Raw genomic sequence first — 16,764 nt, 5'->3', positions numbered from 1 at the left:
CCGATTGACTTTCGATAGGTTACGAGCGATAGTCGATGCATGCTCACAGCCCAGCGAGCGGTTCTCCCGCTCAGAGTCTTCCTCGCGTTGCTGTTCGGGATCCTGGTCCTGTTCCAGACCATGTCGCTCCCGGGGCAGTTCGCCCACATGGCCCGGGAGGACCCGGACATGGCCTACCTGAGATGGCCGGCGACCGCGGTGACCGTGTTCTGGGTGCTCTGCGTCCAGGTGGTGATCGTGTGCACCTGGAAACTGCTCACCCTGGTCAAGAACGACCGCATCTTCAGCGAGGCGTCGCTGGGCTGGGTCGACGCGATCGTGTGGGCCATCGCCGCCGCGTGGGTGGTGCTGGTCGGCGTGTTCCTCTACGTCGGCTTCAAGGCCGACGACCCGGGGCTGCCGCTCCTGCTGTTCCTGCTGGTCACCGGGGTCACCGCGCTGGGGCTCCTGATGGTGGTGATGCGCGCGCTGCTGCGGCAGGCCACCACGCTCCGGACCGACATGGAAGCGGTGATCTGATGCCCATCGTCGTCCGCATCGACGTCGAGCTGGCCAAACGCAAGATGAGCGTCGGGGAGTTCGCCGAGCGGGTCGGCCTCACGCCGGCCAACGTCGCGGTGCTGAAGAACGGTCGCGCCAAGGCCGTCCGCTTCAGCACCCTGGAGGCCATGTGCCGGGTGCTGGACTGCCAGCCCGGCGACCTGCTCGAGTGGGTCGAGGACGAGGGAGAGAACCGATGAGGTACGTGCTCGGCCTCGTCGCCGTCCTCGCCGTCGCGCTCGGCGTCGCCGGCATCGTGTACGGGGAGGCCGACGACTCCCCCGGCCTCCAACTCCTGGCCGGCCTGCTGGTCATCGGCGCCGTCGCGATCGGCGTGCGGATCGTCCGACGCAGCCGGTAGGTGTCGCTGCGAGCTGAGGATTCGAACCTCAATTCTCCGATCCAGAGTCGGATGTGCTGCCTGGTTGCACCAGCTCGCATGGGTGTCCGCGGACCGCGGACCGTGCCCCGACCAGGATTCGAACCTGGGCTCTCCGGTTTCGTAGACCGGCGCGCTCTCCGCTGCGCCACCGGGGCGGACGACCGGCGCCCCGCCCCCTCCCGGGGCGCCGGTCGGTTCAACCCTTCACGCAGACGACCTGCTTGAGGTGGGCGACCACCTCGACCAGGTCCTCCTGCTGGGCCATCACCTGGGTGATGTCCTTGTACGCGCCGGGGATCTCGTCGACCACGCCGGCGTCCTTGCGGCACTCGACGCCCGCCGTCTGCGCTGCCAGGTCGGCGGTGCTGTACGTCCGCTTCGCCTGCCCGCGCGACATCCGCCGCCCGGCCCCGTGCGACGCCGAGCAGTACGCGTCGAGGTTGCCCTTGCCGCGCACGATGTACGACCCGGTGCCCATCGACCCCGGGATGATGCCCAGGTCGCCCCGGCCGGCCCGGATGGCGCCCTTGCGGGTCACCAGCACCTCGACCCCGTCGTAGGTCTCCTCCGCCACGTAGTTGTGGTGGCAGGAGATCGGCTCGTCGTACGCGACCCGCGGGAACTCGTCCCGGACCACCCCGCAGAGCAGGGCGAGCATGACGGCGCGGTTGCGGCGCGCGTACTCCTGCGCCCACCAGAGGTCCCGGCGGTAGGCGTCCATCTCCGGGGTCCCGGCCAGGAACACCGCGAGGTCCCGGTCGGGCAGGTCGACGTTGTGCGGCAGCCCGCGGGCCACCGCCATGTGCCGCTCGGCCAGTTCCTTGCCGATGTTGCGGGAACCGGAGTGCAGCATCAGCCAGACCCGGCCGTCGTCGGGACCGCCCTGCTCCAGGCAGACCTCGACGAAGTGGTTCCCGCCGCCGAGGGTGCCCAGCTGGCGCTGCGCCCGGGTCTCCAGCTGCGCCACCTTCCGGTCGAGGGTGCCGAAGCGCCGCCAGAACTCGTCCCAGCCACCCTGCTCCAGGCCGCGGACCCGGCGCGGGTCCACGGCGTCGTCGCGCATGGCGAAGCCGACCGGGATGGCCGCCTCGATGGCACTCCGCAGCGGGCCGAGGTCGTCGGGCAGGTCGGCCGCGGTGAGCGAGGTGCGGACCGCGGACATGCCGCAGCCGATGTCGACGCCGACCGCGGCGGGCGAGACGGCCTGCCGCATGGCGATGACCGAGCCGACCGTGGCGCCCTTGCCGAAGTGCACGTCCGGCATGACGGCGACGCCCTGCACCCAGGGCAGCGCGCCGATGTTGCGCAGCTGCCGGGCCGCCTGCGCCTCGATCGTGTACGGGTCGGTCCAGACCCGGACCGGCGCCCGGGTACCGGCCAGCGGGGTGAAACCCATCGTCGTCTCCTCGGTTCAGGGGTGTTGTCGAGCGGCTGGCCGGATTCGAACCGGCGATCTTCACCGTGGCAAGGTGACGCGCTGCCTGACTGCGCTACAACCGCGTGCTGGTCCCGAGGCCGGGACCAGGCGTAGGCCGTACGGGACTCGAACCCGTAGCCTCCCGGGTGAGAACCGGGTGAGCTGCCCATTGCTCCAACGGCCCGCGGGACGACGGATGCCGTCCGCGTGATGTCCGGGACCGCGGAATCGAACCGCGTGTCTCTCGCGCCCAAGGCGAGCGGGTCAGCCAGCTCCCTCGTCCCGGTTGCCCGGCCGGCGCTGGGCGCGCCGGCCGGGAGTCGTGCTCATGCCGTCCACTGTGGAGTTGAGAAGATGCGACGTCGCCGGCCGGAGGTCGGGACGGGGTGATGCAGGGGCGGCAGGATTCGAACCTGCAACCGTCGGGTTTGGAATCCGGTGCTCTTCCGTTGAGCTACGCCCCTCGGACCCGGTGACGAGAAAAGCCGCCCGGTCCCTGGTCGGGGGCGGGCGGCTGCGCGTGTCTGTCGCGCCGGCGCTAGTCGCGCCACCACCCCGGTTGCCACTGCTGCCGTCGGCAGCGACCCTGGCCCGCTTCGCGCGGCAGGGCACCGCCGCGCGGCGCGGGCCGCTCGGCTCGGGTGCGGTTCTGCTGCGACACGGTGTGCTCCTGGGTGGTGGCTCCGGTTGACCTTGGCCCGTTCACGGTACGGGCGGGGCCGCGAGCCCCGCAACGGTATTTCGCGAGGACGTTTCGGCCCGCGCCGAACGGTGCCGCGCCTAGCCTCTGGCCAGGGCGAACGGAAGGGGCACGGGATGGACTGGCGGCGGCGCGTGGCGGAGCGGTTCCGGGAGGTCAACGGGGAGCATCCGATGACGGCGGCGGACGACGCGTACGTCAGCGGGCAGTTCGTCACGCTCGACGCGCTCTGCGCGGCGTCCGGGCGGGACGCGGACGGCGTACGCCGGTTGATGCTGGACGGGCGGCTGCCGCTGCCGGGCTACCTGCGCTCGGACGGCGCGGAGATGGTGCCGGCGGACCTGTTCGCGCTGGCCGAGCGGGCCGGCGGGGTGGACGCGCTGCCCGGGTGGTTCGTGGGGCACTGGGCGGACCCGGAGCGCGGCACGGCGGAGTGGGACGCCTACCTCAGCGGCCGGTACGTCTGCCTGCGCGCGGTCACGCCCGGGTCGATCCGGCGCAAGGACGAGTTGACCGCGGCGATCGGGGCCGCGCCGGCCGAGCCGGACGCCGGGTCGGCGGCCTGGCTCGACCGGCTGCACGCCCTGGTCGACGAGCTGGACGCGCTGGAGCCGGCGTTCACCGGCTACGACCGGCTCCGGTTCGGCGGCCCGACTTCCCGGGACACCTGCGTGGACGCGGTGCGGGCCCGGTATCCGCGGCGGGTCAGCGCGGGCCGGTGACCCGACGCGCCACGGCGAGCAGGTATTCCTTGCGGTGCAGCGGGTCGTGGTCCCAGCGCGGCCGGCTCGGGGCGGGCCCGCGCACCGGGCGGTAGTGGTCGAACTCGGCCTCCAGAACGCCCTCGCCGCGGGTGAGCCCGGGCAGCCGCTGCTCCAGCGCGTGCACCCGCCCGGCGGGCACCTCCCCCTCGATCAGGTAGGACGTGCCGCGCAGGGTGCTGCCGCGGGGCACCGCGCCCAGTCCGGCGAGCACGGGCAGCACGGCGCCCACCACGTCGCCGGGGAGGTCGAGCCGGAACCGGTGCACCGGCTCGTGGACCCGGGTGCCGGCGCGGCTCAGCGCGGTCATGAGCACCAGCGGGGTGAGATTCCGGAAGTCCCCGGCGGTGCTGGACATGCTCTTGTCGAACACGCCGTGGGCGTGGCTCTGCCGGGCCCAGTAGCCGCCGTGGGTGAGGGTGACCACGCAGTCGATGACGGCCCACCCGTGCAGGCCCTGCCCCAGGGTCTCCCGGACGGTCTCCTCGACGGCCTTGAGGAAGGCCAGTGGCATCGAGCCGAGTTCGATGCCCAGCCGGAACTCGACGCCGCCGCCGACCGGCCCGGGCTCGACGCGCAGGCCGACGGTGCCCAGGAACGGGTTGGGGTCCCGGCCGATCCACTCGACGGCGGCGCCGACGCCGACCACCCGCTCCACGCAGACGGTGGTGGTCTCCCGGAAGGTGACCGGCACGCCGTAGTCGCCGGCGAGGGTGGCCTCGATGACCTCCTTCTGCACCTCGCCGTAGAGGGACACGGCGATCTCCCGGCGCCGGTCGTCCTGGCGCAGGTTGATCAGCGGGTCCTGCTCGGCGAGCTGGGCCAGGGCGGCGTGCAGGGCCGGCCGGTCGGCCGGGCGCACCGGTTCGACAACCGTCTCCAGCGTGGGCGGGGCGAAGTGCCGCCGGCCGGCCGGCCGCTCGGGCGGGACGCCGAGCACGTCCCCGACGCGGACGTCGGCCAGCCCGTGCAGCCGGACGATCCGGCCGGCCCCGGCCGCGTCGCCGGGCGTGGCGTCGCCGCCGTCGAAGACGGCCAGGGCGGTGATCCGGGCCTCCCGGCCGCCGCCGAAGCGGATGCGGTCGCGGACCCGCAGGGTGCCGGCGAAGATCCGGGCGTACGCGACCTTCTCCCCGGCCGGGCCGCGCTCGACCTTGAAGACGGTGCCGGAGAGCGGGGCGTGGTCGTCGCCCGCGGTGGCGGGGAGCAGCGCGGTGACGGCGTCGATCAGCGCGTCGACCCCGGCCCCGGTGACGGCGGAGCCGGCGAGCACCGGGTGCACCCGGGCCCGGGCGGTCTGCGCGACGAGCGCCTCCCACAGCCGGTCCGGGGTGGCCGCCCGCTCGTCGGCCACGTAGGCCGCCAGCAGCGCGTCGTCGTGCGCGGAGAGCAGGTCGACCAGGCGGGCCCGGTGGCCGGGGTCCCCGGGCGGGTGCGGGATCCAGCGGGCGGCCGGCGTGCCGGTGGCGTCGACCCGGCCGAGGGCCACGACCTCCGGGGTGAGCCGGTCGGCGATCTGGCGCAGCACCCGGTCCGGGTCCGCGCCGGCCCGGTCCACCTTGTTGACGAAGAACAGGGTGGGGATGCCGAGGCGGTGCAGGGTGCGGGCCAGCAGGCGGGTCTGGGCCTGGACGCCCTCGACGGCCGAGACCACGAGGATCGCGCCGTCGAGCACGCCGAGCACGCGTTCCACCTCGGCGATGAAGTCGGGGTGGCCCGGGGTGTCGATGAGGTTGACCGTGGTGCCGGCCACGGCGAACGAGACCACCGCGGAGCGGATGGTGATGCCCCGCTGCCGCTCCAGCGCCAGCGTGTCGGTGCGGGTGTTGCCGGCGTCGACGCTGCCGGGCTCGTCGATGACCCCGGCACTGTGCAGCAGCCGTTCGGTCAGGCTGGTCTTACCGGCGTCGACATGGGCGAGGATGCCGAGATTGAGGGTTTTCACGAAGCGTCATGTCCTCGGGGTAGGCGATCAGTGCCATCGGGTGGGACATCGACGCGGCTCGCATTCTCGGGCTCCTCCCCTCGGTGGACGTCGTGGTCGATTGCAGCAACCGGCGCCTGCGCCGGCAACCGATTAACCCGGCCGGGTGGGGCGTTGCATCGGCGGCACAGCGGGTAGACGGCCCGGATGAGTCGGGACGACGCGGGGCCGGTGGACGTCGACGAGCCGCTCGCGGTCGGCGTACCGGCGGCGCCGCACGACGCGAGCGGCGAACGCGTGCCCACCCGCGACCTGTCGGGCCTGGCGCCGCCCCCGCGGCCGGCCCGGCGGAGGACCGGGCCCGCGGCGCTGGACGCGGCTGGCGATGGACGAGGCGTCGCGCACCCGCAGGCACGGCAAATTCGGCGCGGTCAAGTACGTCTACCCGCCGGAGACAATGGCGGAGCTGCGGTCCTGGTTCGACCGTGAGCTGGCGGCGCGGTTGCCGACCTGCCGGGTGCTCTACTGGACCTGAGCCACCGGGCGGCGCTTCATCTCCTCCATGAAGGGGTAGCGCGCGGCCAGCTCGGCGAGCGTGCACCCGGCCCGCCAGGCGGCGGCCACCTGGGCGACCTGGAGCAGGTCGGTGGCGTCGCCGCGGGCCTGGACGTCACCGTCGACCCGCAGGTCGATCATGAAGTAGCGGGCCTGGGCGCCGAGGCTGACGCAGACGACACCCCGGTCGGAGGACGCCTCGGCGCAGGTGAACCGGCTGCGGCCCTGCTCGGGGGCGGTCACCCGGCCGATGTCGAGCTGGTGCCGGGCCGCGGTCTGCACGAGGGCGGGAGCCAGGCCGCCCGGCTCGACCAGGTCCGGGTAGAGGCGCACACCCAGTGCCGTCGACACGTCGCTCATGACTGACTCCCACTTCCTCGTGACAGAGACCAGCGGCACGCAGGTTACGGGTGTGTTTCCGGCGCGCCTGGTCATCCTGTCCCCCCTGGACGCCCCACGGCAATAGGAACCGTCGATTCGGCCACCATCGGCCCGGCGCCGGGCGCCCGGTACGCTCCCAGCCCATGGCCCGGATCCGGTGTGACTTCTTCTCCACGGCGCTCGGCATGGGCACGTCGATGACCGTGCTGCTGCCCGAGCACGGCTCGGCCGGGATCGGCATGCCCGGCGGGGCGAGCGCCGCCGACCCGCCGGTGCTCTACCTGCTGCACGGCCTCACCGACGACGACACCATCTGGACCCGGCGCACCTCGATCGAGCGGTACGTCGCGCCGCTGGGCCTCGCCGTCGTCATGCCGCAGGTCCAGCGGAGCTTCTACTGCGACGAGGCGCACGGCAACCGGTACTGGACCTTCCTCAGCGAGGAGCTGCCGGAGGTCTGCCGGTCGTACTTCCGCCTCTCCGACCGGCGGGAGGACACGTTCGTGGCCGGCCTGTCCATGGGCGGCTACGGGGCGCTGAAGTGGGCGCTGCGCCGACCGGACCGGTTCGCCGCCGCGGCCAGCCTCTCCGGCGCGCTGGACGTCGCCCGGCGACGCCACCACCCGACGACCCCCCTGGACCCCGCCGTGTGGCACACCGTCTGGGGCGACCGGGACGTGGCGGGCCCGGAGGACGACACGATGGCGCTGCTCGAACGGGCCGGCGACGACCTGCCCGCCCTCTACGTGGCCTGTGGCACCGAGGACTTCCTGTACGAGGACAACACCCGCTTCGTCGACACGGCACGCCGCCGCGGGCTGCCGGTCACCGTGGACTTCGGCCCCGGCGACCACGACTGGGCGTACTGGGACGCGCGGATCCAGGACGTGCTGGCCTGGCTGCCGCTGCCCGGCGACGGCTGAGCCGACGCGCCGCGCCTCCGACGGGGGCCGGGGGCGCGGCGGGTGACGGTCGGCCGTCGTCATCGACGGGTCAGGACGACCTTGAGGGCGCCGGTCTCGGCCGGCCGGGCGAAGACGTCGTACGCCTCGACGATCTCGTCGAGCCGGTACCGGTGGGTCACCATGTGCGCCGTGTCGAGCTGGCCGGCGACGAGCATGTTCAGCAGCGTCGGCGTGGTGCGGGTGTCGACCAGGCCGGTGGTGATGGTGATGTCGCGGATCCAGAGCCGCTCCAGGTGCAGGGTGGCCGGCTTGCCGTGCACGCCGATGTTGGCCACCCGGCCGCCGGGGCGTACCAGGGTGGTGCAGAGTTCGAAGGTGGCCGGGACGCCGACCGCCTCGACGGCCACGTCGGCGCCGAGCCCGTCGGTGACCGAGCGGACCACCTCGAGCGGGTCGTCGTCGGCGAGCACGGTCAGGTCCGCGCCGAACCGCTTGGCCGCGTCGAGCCGGCTCTGCGCCTTGTCGACGGCCACGATGTGGGCCGGCGAGTAGAGCCGGGCGGTCTGGATGGCGGCCAGCCCGATCGGGCCGGCGCCGACCACCACGACGGTGTCGCCGGGACGCACCCGGCCGTTGAGCACGCCGACCTCGTAGGAGGTGGGCAGGATGTCGGCCAGCAGCACGGCCGCCTCGTCGGGGACCTGCTCGGGCAGCCGGTACGTGGACAGGTCGGCGAACGGGATGCGGGCGTACTCGGCCTGCACGCCGTCGACGGTGTGGCCGAGGATCCAGCCGCCTCCGCCGAGGCACTGCCCGTAGGCGCCCTCGCGGCAGTAGCGGCAGACGCCGCAGGCGGAGATGCAGGAGGCGAGGACCCGGTCACCCACCTTCAGGCTGGCGACGCCGTCGCCGACCGCGACGACCGTGCCGACCGCCTCGTGGCCGAGCACCCGGCCCGGCTGGACCTCGGGCACGTCGCCACCGAGGATGTGCAGGTCGGTCCCGCAGATGGTGACCGCGTCGACGCGGATGATCGCGTCCCGCGGGTCGACGATCGTGGGGTCCGGGATCTCGGACCAGGACTTCTCGCCCGGCCCGCCGTACACGAGTGCCTTCATGGCTCCTCCTCACACCGTTGTCACCTCCCACGCTTCTCCGTGGCAGGTGCGGCGGGCAGGGCCGGAGGACCCGGGGGCCGGGACCGAGGTCCCGGCCGCGGGCACGTCACACGCCGACGGTCCCGTCGATGGCCTCGCGGAGGAAGTCGGCGTGGCCGTTGTGCCGCGCGTACTCGTGCATCATGTGCAGCATCACCAGGCGCAGGGAGACGTCCTCGCCCCAGCGGGCCTGGTGGCCGGTGACGTCGAGCGACTCGGCCTCGCGCTCGATGCGGCGGGCGTGCTCGACCTCCCGCTGCCACGCCTCGAACGCCTCCGACCGGCTCGACGCGCTCGCGTCGTACGCCTCCTGGAAGTCCCCGGTCGCCGACCAGATCAGCGGGACGTCCTCGGCGTTGATCACCCGGCGGAACCAGGTGCGCTCGACCTCGGCCAGGTGCCGCACGAGGCCGAGCAGGGACAGTGTGGACGGCGGCGACGACTGCCGCCGCAGCTCCTCGTCGGTCAGCCCCTCGCACTTCAGGGCCAGGGTGGCGCGGTGGAAGTCGAGGAACGCGCGCAACGTCTCCCGCTCCCCGGCCAGCAGCGGCGGGCCGATCCGTTCGGTCTCCACCTGGTTCCTCCTCGCCGGCCCGGGGCCTGCCCGTGGTTGCTTGGCAGTGCTTCCGGGGGAGCCTAGTCTCAGCGCATCGATCCACCTCCGAAGGGATCATGATGCACCCCCACGTCCGACGTTCCGCGCTGGTCGCCTCGGCGGTCACCGCGGCGCTGGTGGCCGGCGGCACGACCGTCCAGGCCGCCGCCGACACCTATGACCACACCGCCACCGCGACGGTCTTCGCGCCCAATCCCGTCCAGCAGCTCGGCGACCAGTCGCTGACCGACCAGAAGGACGCCGACTACCCGGCGCTGGCCGGGGCGTACCGGTCGGTGCCGCTGACCAACCTGGACGGCTCCGGGACCCTCACCGGGAAGTACGTGGTGGTCAAGAGCAAGACCGGCACCCCGGCCCGTGTGGTCGACGGCGCGTACCCGGCCTGGCACCGGGACGCCGACCAGTTCGAGCAGGTGATGGGCTACCACTGGGTGAACACCGCCCAGGCGTACCTCCAGTCGCTCGGCTTCGGCAGCACGCTGCGGCCGGTCAACCAGCGGCAGATCGAGCTGCGCATCGACCAGTACGGCGGCGACAACTCGTTCTTCCGCGAGGACAAGGCGAACATCACCCTCGGCAAGGGCGGCGTGGACGACGGCGAGGACGCCGAGGTGATCGTCCACGAGTACGGCCACTCGGTGCAGGACGGCCAGGTGCCCGGCTTCGGCACCACGCTGGAGTCCGGCGCCATCGGCGAGGCGTTCGGCGACTACCTGGCGGTCGTCGTGACCAGCTGGGCCACCGGCGTGCCGACGAAGACCCCGGAGTCCTGCGTGGCCGACTGGGACTCGGTCTCCTACACCCGCACCGCCCCGCACTGCCTGCGCCGCCTCGACGGCACCAAGGTCTACCCCGCCGACCTGGTGGGCGAGGTGCACGCCGACGGCGAGATCTGGTCCCGCGCGCTGTGGGACATCCGCACCGCGCTCGGCGACCGCCGGGCCAGCACGCTGATCGTGGAGGCGCAGTTCGCCTTCACCACGGACGTCACCTTCCGGGACGCGGCGCTGGCCACCGTGGCCGCGGCGCAGCGCCTCTACGGCACCCAGGCCGCGACCGCGACCCGGGCCGCCTTCGTCGCCCGCGGCATCCTCTGACCGCGGCGGTGGGCGCCGCTCCCCGCCGGGGCGGCGCTCACCGCAGCGACGACCGGGCCACCGGGAAGTCGAAGTACGTGTCCGGGTACGGCTCGTCGACGTACCGGTAGTGCCACCACTCGCGCGGATAGTTCTCGAAGCCCTGCGCGGTCATCAGCCGCTTCAGCAGCTCCCGGTTGTCCCGGGCCGCGCCGGTGACGCGGGGGTCGGCCGTGTGCGCGCGGGGGTCGAAGCAGTCGAAGCCGGTGCCCATGTCGACGGAGTTGTCCGGGAACCGCCGGCCGGCGGGCGCCGTGCAGGCGACCAGTGGCTGGCCCGGCGTGTACGCCGGCTGGTCGGGGGTCGGCGCCGGGACCAGGGTCAGGTCGAGGGTGCTCCCCCGGCTGTGCGCGGTGGGCGCGCCGATGTAGCCGTCGGCGAAGAGCCGGCCCTTCGGCTCGTCCGGGTAGAACTCCGCCTTCATCCCCTGCTCGCCCGGGAGTTTCGCCCAGGCGACGAACTCGTCCACCGCCCGCTGCGGGCGGTAGCAGTCGTACACCTTGAGGCTGCGCCCCTGGGCCAGGGCGGCGGCCTGCACCCGGTGCAGCGCCTCCGCCGCCCGCCGGGTGAGCAGGCAGAGCGGCTCGGGGTAGCCGGTGATCGGCCGGCCGACGAAGTTGTGCGCGGTGGCGTACCGGATGTCGGTGCGGACGCTCCTGTCGACGGCGGCCAGGTCCACGAAGTCGGCCGGGGCGCGGGGGCCGCTCGGGCCGGCCGACGGCGGGGGCGGGGTGGACGGGGCCGGTCGCGGCGCGGGCCGCTGGCACGCGGTGGCGAGCACCGTGGCCAGCACGGCGAGGGCGGCGGCCCCGCGTGTCCCGGTCCTCACCCTGCCGTGTCTACCAGCATCGCGGCGCCGCCGGGCCGGCACCGGCCATGCGGCAAGATTGCCGGTGGGGCGGGCCCGCCGTCCCAGGATTCGCGGCCGGCGCTCCCGGCCGGTGGAGGAGACACGGGTGAACGCGGACGACGAGCCCAGGGTGACCATCACCGCGATCGCGCGGGAGGCCGGGGTCTCCGTGCCCACCGTGTCCCGGGTGCTCAACGGCCGCTCGGACGTCGCCCCGGACACCCGGGAACGGGTCGAGGAACTGCTGCGCCACCACGGCTACCGGCGCCGGGGCAGCCGCACGGTGCGCCAGGCGAACCTGCTCGACCTGGTCTTCAACGACCTGGACAGCCCGTGGGCCGTGGAGATCATCCGGGGCGTCGAGGACGTCGGCCACGCGGCCGGGGTGGGCACCGTGGTCTCGGCGATCCACAGCGAGTCGACCTCGACCCGGCAGTGGTTGCAGAACCTGCGGGACCGCGCCTCGGACGGGGTCATCGTGGTGACCTCGCACCTGACCCCGCCCGTGCACGCCCAGCTGCGCCGGCTCAACGTGCCCGTGGTGGTGGTCGACCCGGCCGCCGGGGTGCCGGGCACGGACGTGCCGGCGATCGGGGCGACCAACTGGGCCGGCGGACTGTCCGCCACCGAGCACCTGCTGGGGCTGGGCCACCGGCGGATCGGTTTCGTGGCCGGCCCCACGCACCTGCTGTGCAGCCGGGCCCGGCTGGACGGCTACCGGGCCGCGCTCGCGACGGCCGGGGTGCCGCTGGACGACCGGCTCGTGCAGCCCGGCGACTTCTACCACGCCTCCGGCTTCGCTGCCGGCGCCGCGCTGCTGGACCTCGACGACCCGCCGACGGCCATCTTCGCCGCCAGCGACCAGATGGCCTTCGGCGTCTACGAGGCCGTCCGCCGCCGCGGGCTCCGGGTCGCCGACGACATCAGCATCGTCGGCTTCGACGACCTCCCCGAAGCCCGCTGGGCCTCCCCGCCGCTGACCACCGTCCGCCAACCGCTTGTGGAGATGGGACGGCTCGCCGCCCGCACGGTGCTGCGCCTGGCCCAGGGCGAGGACATCGAGTCGCCCCGGGTCGAACTGGCCACCGAACTCGTGGTCCGGGACAGCACGGCGCCCCCGGCCGCCGGGTAGGGCCGGGGGCGGCTCAGCCGTCCTCGGGCGCCCCACGTGAGGTCGCCCCGGGTGGCAGCGCGGCGAGGGCGGCGTGCCGGCGGCGCCGGGCCAGCAGCACGGCTCCCCCGGCCACCAGCACCGCCCCGACCGCCACGGAGGGGCCGGTGCCCGGCCAGGAGCCGGTGGTCGCGGCGCCGGCGCCGCCCAGCCCCGCGCCGCCGGCGAGGGCCGACGCCGCGCCGGTCGGCGACGCGGCGGCCCGGTCCAGTTCGCCGGGGCGGACCAGCCGGCCGACCGCCGCGTCCCGGGGCAGGCCGAAGCCCCAGTCCAGCAGCGCGGCCCCCTGCTGCCAGCCGCGCTGCGTGGTGGCCTCCGCGCCGAGCACTGTCACCACCAGCCGGCGGCCGCCCCGCTCGGCCGCGCCCACGTAGGTGTGCCGGGCCAGATCGGTGAAGCCGGTCTTGCCGCCGATCGCCCCCGGGTAGTGGTCGAGCAGCATGTTGTCGTTGGAGATGCCGAACGCCTTCGCGCGCAGCGCCGGCTGGGCGGGCACCTGCGCGGTCCGGGTGGCGGCGTACCGGCGGAACGCCGGGTCGGCGAAGCAGGCCCGGGCGATCAACGCCAGGTCGTACGCGCTGGTGAACTGGTCCGGGCCGTCCAGCCCGGACGGCGTGACCGCGTGGGTCTGCAACGCGCCGAGCCGGCGGGCCTCGGTGTTCATCGCGCGGATGCCGCCGGCCGTCCCGTCCGGCCCGCCGCCCAGCCGGGCCAGGGCGTTGGCGGCCTCGTTGCCGGACTTCAGCAGCAGGCCCAGCCAGATCGTCTCGATCCGGTACCGGCCGCCCGCGACCAGCCCGACCGCCGAGCTGCCCGGCTCGATGGCCAGGTCCTCGGCCGTCACGGTCACCTCGCGGCCCGGGTCCAGCCTCGGCAGCATGGTGGCCGCCAGCAGCAGCTTCTGCACACTCGCCGGCACGCCGTACTCGTGCGGGCCGCAGCCGCCGAGCACCGCGCCGGTGTCCAGGTCGGCGACCACCCAGGAGGTCGCGGTCACGGCCGGCGGCGCGGGCGCGGCCGGCGGCAGGGCCAGGCCGGCGGTGGCCAGGGCGGCGCCGCCGACCGCCCGCGCTGCGGGGTCGGCCGCCGGTGGCGGCTGCGGCGGCCGGGTCGCCGGGGCGGGCACGTTCGGGCAGGGCGGCGCCCCCGCCGGCAGCCGTCGGACGGGCGCCCGGGTGCCCGCCGTCGCGGGCGTGGACAGCATCGACGCCGGTACGAGCAGGGCGGCGGCCAGCACCGCGGACGGTCCCCAGGTCCTCATGGCCGGAGGCTAGCCACGCCGACCCGAACGGGTCACCCGCTCGGCCATTCGCGTCCGGCCGCCCGCCCGCGGCGGTAGGCTACCCGCCCCGCACCCGCGCTGCGAGGGCCCGGCACCGGGCGGACGCAGCGGCGGGTGAGGTGTCGGCGTTCCGCCCGTGGGGTAGCCCGGAGGGAGGACATCGAAGGAGGACACCATGACCGAACCCCGTTTCGCCCCCATCGGGCTGGCCGCGGCGGCCGACGCCGTCGAGGGCGCCGAGGAGCGCGAGGGCGCGCACACCGACGCCGGCGACGCCACCCGCGACTCCGACGGCACGCCGGTCGGCGCGGCCGACGCCGAGGCCGACCGCGCCCGGGCCGCCGGCGAGGACGTCGAGCCCCGGCCCTGACCGTTCGAGGCACGGCGGCAGCGCTCAGCGGAGGCCGCCGGTGGACTGAAGCAGCGCGGCGACCACGGCCGTCGCGTCGCCGACCGCGTCCAGCAGCCGGTGCAGCACGCCCCGCAACGCCTCGCGTAGCCGCCGGGGCAGCAGCGCCCGGAGGTCCACCACCATCCGCCCGGGGTGCTCCATGCCCGGGCGGATACCCGTGGTCACGCCGTCCACGCGGCGGTCGGTCAGACCGCGCCGCGGCGCACGAGCACGCGTAGCGCCGCGTAGCCGGGGAGCACGGGCAGCCAGAAGGTGGCGAGCCGGTAGATCAGCACCCCGGCGACCGCGGTTCCGGTCGGGACGCCGTAGAGCAGCAGGCCGGAGACCAGGGCGGCCTCGGTGGCGCCGAGCCCGCCGGGGGTCGGCGCGGCGGTGGCCACCCCTTCCCCCAGCACGGACACCAGCACCACCGGCGCGAGCAGGGCCGCCGTGGCGGGCAGGCCGACGGCGAGCAGGGCCAGCCAGAGCGCGACGGCGTAGGCCAGGGTCAGCGCCACGCTCACGGTCAGCAGCGGCACGAGCCGGCCGCCCCGGACCAGCGCGTGCAGCGCGTCCGCGACCTGGCGCCGGGCCGCGCGGAGCCGCGCCCGCCACCGGGGTACGGCCAGCGCCACGGCGACGGCCACCAGCACGGCGAGCACGGTGAGCAGGACGGCCAGCGCGCGGCCGGCCGCCGCGTCGACCAGGTGCCGGCGGGTCCCCCGGGCGAACGGCAGCAGGACGGGCAGCAGCAGGGCGACGCCGAGCACCCCGGCGACCCGGCTCACGGCGACCGCGGTGGCCGCCGCGGGCACGGTCAGCCCCTGCCGGTGCAGGTAGCGCAGGCTCAGGGCCGCGCCGCCGAGCGCGCCGGGCGCGATCCCGTTGACGAAGGTGGCGGCCACCTGGACGGCGACCGTGCGGCCGAGCGGCATCGGGGCGGGGACGGCGAGCCGCAGCGCGAGCGCGCTGAACAGGTAGGTGGCAGCCGCGGCGAGCAGGGCGCCGGTCACCGCCAGCGGATCGGCGTGCCGGAGGGCGCTCAGCGCGGTGCGTACCTGGCCGAGCTGCGGCAGCAGGAAGTGCACCAGGAGACCCAGCATGACCAGCAGGAACACGTTCCGCGGGGTGATGTGCAGGGCTCGCGCCAGGCCGCCGGAGGACGGCCGGCTGTCCCGCATGACCCGACGATAGGGCGAGCGGCCGCCCGGGCGGGCGGCATCGCCGACGGTCCGCCCGACCGGTACGCGGCCCGGCGGGGCGGTCAGGCGCGGCGGGGCCGGTGGTCAGGCGCGGCGGCGGCCGGCCCCGCGGGAGCGGCCCCGGCGGGCGGCCAGCACCGCCGCCAGCCCGCCGACGACGAGGGCGAGCAGGCCGGCGGTGGGCACGATGACCCGCCAGTCGCCGTCGGCCATCCGGCGCAGCGCGGTCCCGGCCGGCCCGCGCCACTGTGCCGGCGGCGTGGGGCGGACCGCCGCCGGGGAGCCGCTGGGGGCGGCCCGCTCGGCGTCCAGTTCGCCGGGCTCGACCAGCCGGCCGACCGAGGCGTCCCGGGGCAGCGAGAAGCCCCAGTCGAGCAGCTGGGCGCCCTGCTGCCAGCCGCGTACCGGGCGGGCCTCGGCGCCGAGCAGCGTGACCACGAGCCGGCGGCCCCCGCGCTCGGCGGCGCCGACGTAGCTGTGCCGGGCCAGCTCGGTGAAGCCGGTCTTGCCGCCGAGCGCGCCGGGGTAGCGGTAGATCAGCTGGTTCTCGTTCTGGATCTGGAAACCACCGGCCTTGAGCGCGGGCTGGGCCGGGATCTGGGCCCGCTCGGTGAGCGCGTAGCGGCGGAACCGCGCGTCGGCGAAGCAGGCGCGGGCGATCAACGCCAGGTCGTACGCGCTGGTGAACTGACCGGGGCCGTCCAGCCCGGAGGGGGTCACCGCGTGGGTCTGGAGGGCGCCCAGCCGGTGCGCCTCGGCGTTCATCTGGGCCACGCCGGCGCGGGCGCTGCCGGCGCCGAGCCGGGCCAACATGTTCGCCGCGTCGTTGCCGGACTGGAGCAGCAGCCCCAACCAGAGCGTCTCCACCGCGTACCGGCCGCCGACGAGGAGGCCGACGGCCGAGCTGCCCCGCTCGATGTCCAGGTCGGCCCGGGTCGCGGTGGCCACCTGCTTCGGATCGATCCGGTTCAGGAGGGTGGCGGCCAGCAGCAGCTTCTGGGTGCTCGCCGGGGTGCCGTACTCGTGCGGGCCGCAGGCGCCGAGCACGGCGCCGGTGTCCAGGTCGGCGACCAGCCAGGTGGTGGCCGTGACCGCTGGCGGCGCCGGGCTGCCGGGTGCGGTGATCAGGCCCTCGGTGGCCAGCGCCTCCCCGCCGACGGCCCGCTGTTCGGGCACCGACGGCGGTGGGGTGGGGCGCGGCGGCCGGGTCACCTTCGGCGCCGGCATCCGGGGACAGGGCACCGCCGCCCCGGCGGCGGTCACCGGCGGCGCGGCGTCCGCCGGGGTCGGGGCCCCGGTGACGAGCAGGGCGACGACGGTGCTGGCGGCCAGGACCCGGGCTCTCATGGAGAGGCACCCTACCCAGCCCAGTTCCGGGGCCGTCGCGGCTCACC

The 16,764-nt window shown here is 75.0% G+C and carries 19 protein-coding genes and 6 tRNA genes; 9 read left to right on the top strand and 16 right to left on the bottom strand.

Going from position 1 to position 16,764, the window contains the following annotated elements; translation table 11 throughout:
• Window positions 1–39 precede the first annotated feature (39 nt).
• From GA0070603_RS01755 to GA0070603_RS31365, 3 genes are read left to right on the top strand one after another with little or no spacing between them, the layout of a single operon-like run.
• Window positions 40–519, top strand: coding sequence for a DUF2975 domain-containing protein (locus GA0070603_RS01755; protein WP_091306103.1), 480 nt, complete (start codon window positions 40–42; stop codon window positions 517–519).
• On the top strand, window positions 519–740 hold the full coding sequence (locus GA0070603_RS01750) for a helix-turn-helix domain-containing protein (RefSeq protein WP_091306100.1): 222 nt from the start codon (window positions 519–521) through the stop codon (window positions 738–740). The genes GA0070603_RS01755 and GA0070603_RS01750 overlap by 1 nt, the downstream gene beginning before the upstream one ends.
• The gene (locus GA0070603_RS31365) at window positions 737–901 is read left to right on the top strand and encodes a hypothetical protein (protein ID WP_167544465.1); all 165 of its coding nucleotides are present in this window, start codon (window positions 737–739) and stop codon (window positions 899–901) included. Before GA0070603_RS01750 ends, GA0070603_RS31365 begins: the two co-directional genes overlap by 4 nt.
• A 6-nt stretch (window positions 902–907) precedes the next feature.
• On the opposite strand, the gene GA0070603_RS01745 is transcribed toward GA0070603_RS31365, so the two are convergent.
• The 7 genes from GA0070603_RS01745 to GA0070603_RS01720 all read right to left on the bottom strand — a co-directional run bounded on the left by GA0070603_RS01745 (window position 908) and on the right by GA0070603_RS01720 (window position 2,803).
• Window positions 908–980, bottom strand: a tRNA-Gln gene (locus tag GA0070603_RS01745).
• Window positions 981–1,004: 24 nt separating this feature from the next.
• Window positions 1,005–1,077: transfer RNA gene (locus GA0070603_RS01740), tRNA-Arg, on the bottom strand.
• A gap of 41 nt (window positions 1,078–1,118) precedes the next feature.
• Complete coding sequence (locus GA0070603_RS01735) at window positions 1,119–2,318, bottom strand: RtcB family protein (protein WP_091306097.1); 1,200 nt, start codon at window positions 2,316–2,318, stop codon at window positions 1,119–1,121.
• 30 nt (window positions 2,319–2,348) lie between these two features.
• A tRNA-Gly gene (locus GA0070603_RS01730) sits at window positions 2,349–2,422 on the bottom strand.
• Between the two features lie 28 nt (window positions 2,423–2,450).
• Window positions 2,451–2,523: transfer RNA gene (locus GA0070603_RS01725), tRNA-Glu, on the bottom strand.
• A 29-nt stretch (window positions 2,524–2,552) separates the two neighbouring features.
• A tRNA-Pro gene (locus GA0070603_RS31360) sits at window positions 2,553–2,625 on the bottom strand.
• Window positions 2,626–2,731: 106 nt separating this feature from the next.
• Window positions 2,732–2,803 (bottom strand) — tRNA-Trp (locus tag GA0070603_RS01720).
• 352 nt (window positions 2,804–3,155) lie between these two features.
• Here GA0070603_RS01720 and GA0070603_RS01715 point away from each other — a divergent pair.
• A complete protein-coding gene (locus GA0070603_RS01715; protein ID WP_091306095.1) occupies window positions 3,156–3,761 on the top strand; it encodes a DUF6058 family natural product biosynthesis protein in 606 nt (201 codons plus the stop codon).
• Here the strand turns inward: GA0070603_RS01715 and GA0070603_RS01710 are convergent.
• Window positions 3,745–5,745: an elongation factor G gene (locus tag GA0070603_RS01710; RefSeq protein WP_091306093.1), complete on the bottom strand. Its 2,001-nt coding sequence runs from the start codon at window positions 5,743–5,745 to the stop codon at window positions 3,745–3,747. The two genes, GA0070603_RS01715 and GA0070603_RS01710, sit on opposite strands and share 17 nt — an antisense overlap.
• A gap of 364 nt (window positions 5,746–6,109) precedes the next feature.
• Here GA0070603_RS01710 and GA0070603_RS31045 point away from each other — a divergent pair, with 364 nt between their 5' ends.
• A complete protein-coding gene (locus GA0070603_RS31045) occupies window positions 6,110–6,259 on the top strand; it encodes a spore photoproduct lyase family protein (RefSeq protein ID WP_244282348.1) in 150 nt (49 codons plus the stop codon).
• Here the strand turns inward: GA0070603_RS31045 and GA0070603_RS01705 are convergent.
• Entirely contained in the window at window positions 6,247–6,639 is a 393-nt protein-coding gene (locus tag GA0070603_RS01705) for a hypothetical protein (RefSeq protein WP_091306091.1), read from the bottom strand. The two genes, GA0070603_RS31045 and GA0070603_RS01705, sit on opposite strands and share 13 nt — an antisense overlap.
• A 164-nt stretch (window positions 6,640–6,803) precedes the next feature.
• Here GA0070603_RS01705 and GA0070603_RS01700 point away from each other — a divergent pair, with 164 nt between their 5' ends.
• Window positions 6,804–7,583, top strand: coding sequence for an alpha/beta hydrolase (locus GA0070603_RS01700; protein ID WP_091306090.1), 780 nt, complete (start codon window positions 6,804–6,806; stop codon window positions 7,581–7,583).
• Between the two features lie 59 nt (window positions 7,584–7,642).
• Here GA0070603_RS01700 and GA0070603_RS01695 read toward each other — a convergent pair whose 3' ends face one another.
• Window positions 7,643–8,683 (bottom strand): zinc-dependent alcohol dehydrogenase family protein, encoded by a 1,041-nt coding sequence (locus GA0070603_RS01695; protein WP_091306088.1) that lies wholly within the window; start codon window positions 8,681–8,683, stop codon window positions 7,643–7,645.
• A 106-nt stretch (window positions 8,684–8,789) separates the two neighbouring features.
• Window positions 8,790–9,296 carry a DinB family protein gene (locus tag GA0070603_RS01690; RefSeq protein WP_091306086.1) on the bottom strand — a complete coding sequence of 169 codons (507 nt, stop codon included), beginning with the start codon at window positions 9,294–9,296 and terminating at the stop codon, window positions 8,790–8,792.
• 98 nt (window positions 9,297–9,394) lie between these two features.
• On the opposite strand from GA0070603_RS01690, the gene GA0070603_RS01685 reads away from it, so the two are divergent.
• Complete coding sequence (locus GA0070603_RS01685; protein ID WP_091306084.1) at window positions 9,395–10,435, top strand: M36 family metallopeptidase; 1,041 nt, start codon at window positions 9,395–9,397, stop codon at window positions 10,433–10,435.
• 37 nt (window positions 10,436–10,472) lie between these two features.
• Here the strand turns inward: GA0070603_RS01685 and GA0070603_RS01680 are convergent, their stop codons facing one another.
• Window positions 10,473–11,303, bottom strand: coding sequence for a M15 family metallopeptidase (locus GA0070603_RS01680; RefSeq protein WP_244282346.1), 831 nt, complete (start codon window positions 11,301–11,303; stop codon window positions 10,473–10,475).
• 127 nt (window positions 11,304–11,430) lie between these two features.
• Here GA0070603_RS01680 and GA0070603_RS01675 point away from each other — a divergent pair, with 127 nt between their 5' ends.
• Window positions 11,431–12,456, top strand: a complete 1,026-nt coding sequence (locus GA0070603_RS01675; protein WP_091306080.1) for a LacI family DNA-binding transcriptional regulator — start codon at window positions 11,431–11,433, stop codon at window positions 12,454–12,456.
• 13 nt (window positions 12,457–12,469) lie between these two features.
• On the opposite strand, the gene GA0070603_RS01670 is transcribed toward GA0070603_RS01675, so the two are convergent.
• A complete protein-coding gene (locus GA0070603_RS01670; RefSeq protein WP_091306078.1) occupies window positions 12,470–13,756 on the bottom strand; it encodes a D-alanyl-D-alanine carboxypeptidase family protein in 1,287 nt (428 codons plus the stop codon).
• Between the two features lie 196 nt (window positions 13,757–13,952).
• Between GA0070603_RS01670 and GA0070603_RS01665 the strand changes: the two genes are divergently transcribed.
• Window positions 13,953–14,147, top strand: coding sequence for a hypothetical protein (locus GA0070603_RS01665; protein ID WP_091306027.1), 195 nt, complete (start codon window positions 13,953–13,955; stop codon window positions 14,145–14,147).
• Window positions 14,148–14,171: 24 nt separating this feature from the next.
• On the opposite strand, the gene GA0070603_RS01660 is transcribed toward GA0070603_RS01665, so the two are convergent.
• The 3 genes from GA0070603_RS01660 to GA0070603_RS01650 form a co-directional block, all read right to left on the bottom strand.
• Complete coding sequence (locus tag GA0070603_RS01660; RefSeq protein WP_139131785.1) at window positions 14,172–14,354, bottom strand: hypothetical protein; 183 nt, start codon at window positions 14,352–14,354, stop codon at window positions 14,172–14,174.
• A 20-nt stretch (window positions 14,355–14,374) separates the two neighbouring features.
• The gene (locus GA0070603_RS01655; protein ID WP_091306022.1) at window positions 14,375–15,349 is read right to left on the bottom strand and encodes a lysylphosphatidylglycerol synthase transmembrane domain-containing protein; all 975 of its coding nucleotides are present in this window, start codon (window positions 15,347–15,349) and stop codon (window positions 14,375–14,377) included.
• 105 nt (window positions 15,350–15,454) lie between these two features.
• Window positions 15,455–16,717, bottom strand: a complete 1,263-nt coding sequence (locus GA0070603_RS01650; RefSeq protein WP_091306019.1) for a D-alanyl-D-alanine carboxypeptidase family protein — start codon at window positions 16,715–16,717, stop codon at window positions 15,455–15,457.
• Window positions 16,718–16,764 lie beyond the last annotated feature (47 nt).

The sequence above is a fragment of the Micromonospora chersina genome (assembly GCF_900091475.1).
Taxonomy (GTDB): Bacteria; Actinomycetota; Actinomycetes; order Mycobacteriales; family Micromonosporaceae; genus Micromonospora; species Micromonospora chersina.
This window is presented reverse-complemented; position numbering and strand designations above follow the sequence as displayed.